This window comes from Actinomadura sp. HBU206391 (assembly GCF_014323665.1).
Lineage (GTDB): Bacteria > Actinomycetota > Actinomycetes > Streptosporangiales > Streptosporangiaceae > Actinomadura_C.
In genome coordinates this window covers 1-5,046 of sequence record NZ_JABVEB010000339.1, presented here as the reverse complement: position 1 = coordinate 5,046, position 5,046 = coordinate 1, and the positions used below count along the sequence as shown (strand labels likewise).

Genomic DNA, 5,046 nt, shown 5'->3' with positions numbered 1-5,046 from the left:
ATCGGCGCGACCGGAAGGGTCAGTACGTGCGTCGCCGGGGCGGGTCGCCGTAGGCGGGCGGGGCCTCGTCGTAGTAGCCCTCGTGAGGGGCCGGGCCCACCGCGGGCGGCACCGCACGACGACGTGCGGAGGCCATCCAGACCAGGCCGATGATGAGGCCGACGATACCGCCGGCCATCAGGATGAAGCCCACGACATCCAGGTCCAGGCCACTGATGCTGAAGTTCACCGCGTACGCCAAGATGGCGCCGATGATGATGAGGGCGATGCTGACACCGATGGTCACGGCGCTCTCCTCTCTCCGTCGCTGACGGCTCTCCGTCGCTGACGACTGCTCGGAACTCCATTCCCCAGCAGCGGAGGTCAAACACGAAGCGGGCAAATGCCTCACGGTCGAGAGGAGCGCCGCTCAGTGGACACTGACGCCGAAGGCGTTGAGCGTCACGACGATCGGCTGGAAGTACGTGACCCCTCCGCTGGTGCAGTTGCCGCTGCCGCCGACGGTGAGTCCGAGCGCGGTGCCGCCGGAGAAGAACGGCCCGCCGGTGTCGCCGGGCTCTGAGCGCCGTCACGGTGCCGCATCGCACTCCGGTTCTGACAAGCGCCCCCACCGGATGCCCTCAACCTCTCGTCATCCGGTCGTACGCGCCGGTGTCGGCCCGGTCAGGGGACGAGGATGGCGCGGCCCTGGACCCGTCCGCGGTCGAGGTCCTCCAGGGCACGCGCGAACTCGCCGAGCGGGTAGGTCGTCGTGTGCAGCCGGACCCGGTCCCTGGCGGCCAGCACCATGAGTTCGGCGAGGTCGTTGTAGGACCCCACGAGATTGCCGATGAAGTTGATCTCAGTGGAGATGACATCGATGGTGGGGATCTGCAGGACTCCTCCGTACCCCACGACGTAGTAGTCGCCCGCCCTGCGCAACATGGCCACACCGGCCTCGATCGCGCCGCCCTCCCCGACGAAGTCGATGACCGCCTCGGCCCCGCCGCCATCGGTGAGTTCGAGCACCGCGTCGATCTGCGAGCCGTCGGCGCGCACGACGTGGTCGGCGCCGAGCCGCTCCGAGAGCGCGAGGGCGTCGGCCGAGGTGTCCACCACGATGATCTCGGCCGCGGTGAGTGCGCGCAGCACCTGGACTCCGATGTGCCCCAGGCCGCCCGCGCCGATCACGACGGCCCGCGCCCCGGGCCGGAGCGTCCGCGCCGCCTTCCGCACGGCGTGGTAGGCGGTCAGCCCGGCGTCGGCGAGTGCGGCCACGTCGGCCGGTTCGCGGGAGTCGTCCAGCCGTACGGCCGCTCGCGCGTTGGTCTTGAGCAGCTCGGCATAGCCGCCGTCGCCGTCGATGCCGGGGAACGCCGAGTCGGCACAGTGCACGTCGTCGCCGTCCCGGCAGGCACGGCAGAACCCGCACGTGGCGAGTGGGTGCAGGATCACCTTGTCGCCGACCGCCACGTTGCGCACGGCGCCGCCGACCTCGTGCACCCAGCCCGCGTTCTCGTGCCCGAGCGTGTACGGGAGGGTGACGCCGGACTTCTCCTGCCACTGCCCTTCGATGATGTGCAGGTCGGTGCGGCAGACACCGGCGCCACCGATCCGCACGATCACATCGAATGGGTCGGTCACCTCCGGTTCCGGTACCTCGACGAGCTCCGGGATCCGGCCATACCGGGCTAGCTGGACCGCCTTCATCGGGACACTGTCCTTCCCGGCCGACGGCCCTACGGGAGCCGGCCCTCCGAGCTGCGGGCACCGGGCAGGGCGGATACCGCCGAACCCGGCATCGACTTCCATACTGCCCCGGAGGGCTCAGGCGAACCGCGGGGGCGCGGCGGCCGGGGCCGGCTCGTGTTCGGGCCGCCCCTCGGCCGCGCGCCCGCGCGTTCTGCCGGCGCCGGTCAGAGATCGAAGTCGGAGGGTGGGATGTCGACCGTGAGGCAGGCCTCACGGACGATCGCCTTCTCGTTCGGGTCGAAGTCACCGTCGGCGCCGCCGATGACGATGCCGATCTGGATGACGGCGCGCGCCTCGATCGGCTTCTTCTCGACCTTGCCGATCACCTGCAGGACGCTCACCTTGCCGAAGGCGAAGTCGGCGGTGAGCTTGGCCACGTAGTCGTTGAACCGCCGCTGCAGGTCGTCGGCGGGGAAGTTCTGCAGCACCTCGTTGGTCGCGATCAGCGAGGCCACCCGCTGCCGCTCGGCCGGATCGATCGAGCCGTCCGCCGCCGCCACGAGCGCGCACATCGCCATGCTCGCGTCGCGGAACGAGCCGCTCTTGAGGTCGTTCTTCTTCGCCTCCAGTTGCGTCTGCATCGTCTGGGCGGACTCGCGCAGCCGGTTCCAGATGGCCATGTACGTCTCCTCATCGCTGAACGTCGTGACGGAACTGCAGCCGCTTCCACTACGGACTGTAATAGGTGATCTCGCATCTCATTCGCTTGATCGGGATGCGGTTGCAGCTTCTTGCCATCCTGTACGGACAGGACTACAGTTTAGGTGCTTACTGTCCGCGCCCTGGAGGCCCACCTGTGACCGCGTTCGCGACCCCACCGATCAGTCCGCTGCGGATCTCGTTCGACCCCGCCACGGCGGCGGTCGAGCCGGCGGGGCCCGTCCTCACCCGGCGCATGTCCGACCTGGAGGGGCTGTTCGCCGATCAAACGGAGTGGCGGCGGGCCGCCGCGGGCGACGACCCGGTCGTCTACACCGTTACCTCGTCTCCGGTGCCGGAGGCCGACAGGGAACTCCCCCAGTCGATCACCACGATCCTGCCCGGGGACTGCGGTGGCGAGTTCCACATGACCAAGGGCCATCAGCACCCCGACCCGCAGGGCGAGATCTACATCGGCCTGACCGGCGTCGGCGGTCTGCTGCTGTTCGACGGGGAACGGTCTGAGTGGATCGACATGGAACCCGGCGTCATCGGCTACATCCCGCCGCACTGGGCGCACCGCAGCGTCAACGTGGGCGACGAGCCGTACCGCTTTCTCGCCGTCTACCCCGGTTGCGCGGGCCACGACTACCAATGGGTCCTCGACCATGGGATGGGGGCGCGCGCGATGCGGACGCCGAGCGGCTACGAACTGGCCCCGTACACGTCCGCCTGATCGCGGCCTGCCCGATGTCCCGGCCGGCCGGGACGCACACCCATCGCCGGACGCACTCCGACACGGCACGACGCACCGCCCGCGCACCGCAGAAGACAAGCGTGAGGAACGACCATGCTGGTGGCACACGACCTGGGCACGACCGGTGACAAGGCCTCGCTGCACGATGACGCCGGACGGCTCGTCACGTCGGTAACGGTGCCCTATCCGACCCGGTTCGGGCACGGCGGGGTGGCCGAGCAGGATCCGGAGCCGTGGTGGCGGGCCGTGTGCACGGCCACCCGGCGGCTGCTCGCCGATTCCGGCACCGCGCCCGGCGAGGTTCGGGGGGTCGGCTTCTCCGGCCAGATGATGGGCGCGGTGCTCCTCGACGCCGCCTACGAGCCGGTCCGGCCGGCGATCATCTGGGCCGACCACCGCAGCACCGGCCAGTGCCAGGTGCTCGCCGACGGGTTCGGCATGGACACCGCCTACCGCGTCACAGGCCACCGGCTGAACCCCACTTACTCGCTGAGCAAGGTGATGTGGGTCCGCGACAACGAGCCCGAGACGTTCGCCCGCGTGGCGCACGTCTGCCTGGCGAAGGACTTCGTCGTCCAGCGGCTCACCGGAGTGCTGGTCACCGACCCGTCGGACGCCTCGTCGACCAACGCCTATGACCAGCGCCACGGCACGTGGTCGCAGGAGCTCCTCGGCGTCGCCGGTCTCGACCCCGCGCTCTTCCCCGAGATCGTGCCGTCGACCACCGTGGTGGGCGGGGTGAGCGAGGCGGCGGCCGAGCTGACCGGCCTGCTCGCCGGGACGCCGGTGGTGATCGGCGGCGGTGACGGTCCGCTGGCGGCGGTCGGAGCGGGCGTGGTGAGCCCCGAGGCCGGTGCCTATGCCTACCTCGGCTCGTCGTCCTGGGTCTCGATCGCGGCGGACGCGCCGTTGCACGACCCCGCGATGCGGACCATGACGTTCGATCATGTCGTGCCCGGCCGGTACGTCCCGACCGCCACCATGCAGGCCGGCGGCGGGGCTCTGCACTGGGTCACCGATCTGCTCGCTCCAGGCGACGACGCCGATCGGTTCGACCGGCTGGTGGCCGACGCCGAGACGGCGGACGCCTCCGCCGAAGGCCTCTACTTCCTGCCGCATCTGCTCGGTGAGCGCTCCCCGTACTGGAATCCGGCCGCGAAGGGCGCCTTCGTCGGGCTGTCGCGCCACCACGGCCCCGCGCACCTGACCCGGGCGGTGCTCGAGGGCGTGGCGTTCAACCTCGGCACCTGCGTCGGCGCCTTCCGCGAGTCCGGCGCCACCGTCGACCGGGTGGACGCCATCGGCGGCGGGGCCGCGAGCGACGCATGGCTGCAGATCCTCGCCGACGTGTGGGGCGCCACCGTCCGGCGGCGCAGCATCGTCGAGGAGGCCAACAGCCTGGGGGCCGCCGTGACCGCGGGCGTGGGCACCGGAGTCCTCGACGGTTTCGACGTCGCGCCGACCCTCTCGCGGGTCACCGGCGAGTTCGCGCCCGATCCGGCCCGCCATGAGGCCTACCGGCGGCAGCACGAGATCTTCCTTGACGCCTACCAGAGGCTGGAACCGTGGTTCGACCTCGCGCAGGAGCGCGGGTGAACTCCACGCCGACCGCCACGAGCACCCCCGACGTCGCCGCCACGCCGGCGCGGGACACCGTGCTGGTGACCTCGCGCTCGTTCTCCTCCGGCTCGCGCGACCTGGTCGCCGAACTGGCCGCTGGCGGCCTGGACGTGGTCCGCGGGCCCGCGACGCACGACGTCACGGCGCTGTCGGAGTCGCTCGCCACCGCGGTGGCCTGGATCGCCGGCACCGGACCGGTCACCGAGGCGCACCTGGAACGGGCGCCGCGACTGCGCGTACTGGCCAGGTACGGCGTCGGCGTGGACGCCGTCGACCTGGCCGCGGCGGCGCGCCGCCGG

Annotated in this window: 5 protein-coding genes and 1 pseudogene; 3 read left to right on the top strand and 3 right to left on the bottom strand. The window is 71.0% G+C overall.

Annotated elements, in window-relative coordinates; genetic code table 11:
• Window positions 1-19: 19 nt before the first annotated feature.
• The 3 genes from HKK72_RS35820 to HKK72_RS35810 all read right to left on the bottom strand — a co-directional run bounded on the left by HKK72_RS35820 (window position 20) and on the right by HKK72_RS35810 (window position 2,351).
• Window positions 20-286: a DUF6458 family protein gene (locus tag HKK72_RS35820; protein ID WP_187238840.1), complete on the bottom strand. Its 267-nt coding sequence runs from the start codon at window positions 284-286 to the stop codon at window positions 20-22.
• Between the two features lie 377 nt (window positions 287-663).
• Window positions 664-1,689: an NAD(P)-dependent alcohol dehydrogenase gene (locus HKK72_RS35815; protein WP_187238839.1), complete on the bottom strand. Its 1,026-nt coding sequence runs from the start codon at window positions 1,687-1,689 to the stop codon at window positions 664-666.
• A 206-nt stretch (window positions 1,690-1,895) separates the two neighbouring features.
• Complete coding sequence (locus HKK72_RS35810; RefSeq protein ID WP_187238838.1) at window positions 1,896-2,351, bottom strand: tellurite resistance TerB family protein; 456 nt, start codon at window positions 2,349-2,351, stop codon at window positions 1,896-1,898.
• Window positions 2,352-2,527: 176 nt separating this feature from the next.
• On the opposite strand from HKK72_RS35810, the gene HKK72_RS35805 reads away from it, so the two are divergent.
• The 3 genes and pseudogenes from HKK72_RS35805 to HKK72_RS42565 form a co-directional block, all read left to right on the top strand.
• Complete coding sequence (locus tag HKK72_RS35805; protein WP_187238837.1) at window positions 2,528-3,106, top strand: glucose-6-phosphate isomerase family protein; 579 nt, start codon at window positions 2,528-2,530, stop codon at window positions 3,104-3,106.
• Window positions 3,107-3,220: 114 nt separating this feature from the next.
• The gene (xylB, locus tag HKK72_RS35800; RefSeq protein ID WP_187238836.1) at window positions 3,221-4,723 is read left to right on the top strand and encodes a xylulokinase; all 1,503 of its coding nucleotides are present in this window, start codon (window positions 3,221-3,223) and stop codon (window positions 4,721-4,723) included.
• A pseudogene (locus HKK72_RS42565) lies at window positions 4,720-5,046 on the top strand (hypothetical protein); the annotation flags it as partial. The gene xylB and the pseudogene HKK72_RS42565, both read left to right, overlap by 4 nt.

Coding starts and splice junctions, on each gene's coding strand:
- xylB (WP_187238836.1), top strand. CDS start 3,221: ATGCTGGTGGCACACGACCTGGGCACGACCGGTGACAAGGCCTCGCTG.
- HKK72_RS35815 (WP_187238839.1), bottom strand. CDS start 1,689: ATGAAGGCGGTCCAGCTAGCCCGGTATGGCCGGATCCCGGAGCTCGTC.
- HKK72_RS35810 (WP_187238838.1), bottom strand. CDS start 2,351: ATGGCCATCTGGAACCGGCTGCGCGAGTCCGCCCAGACGATGCAGACG.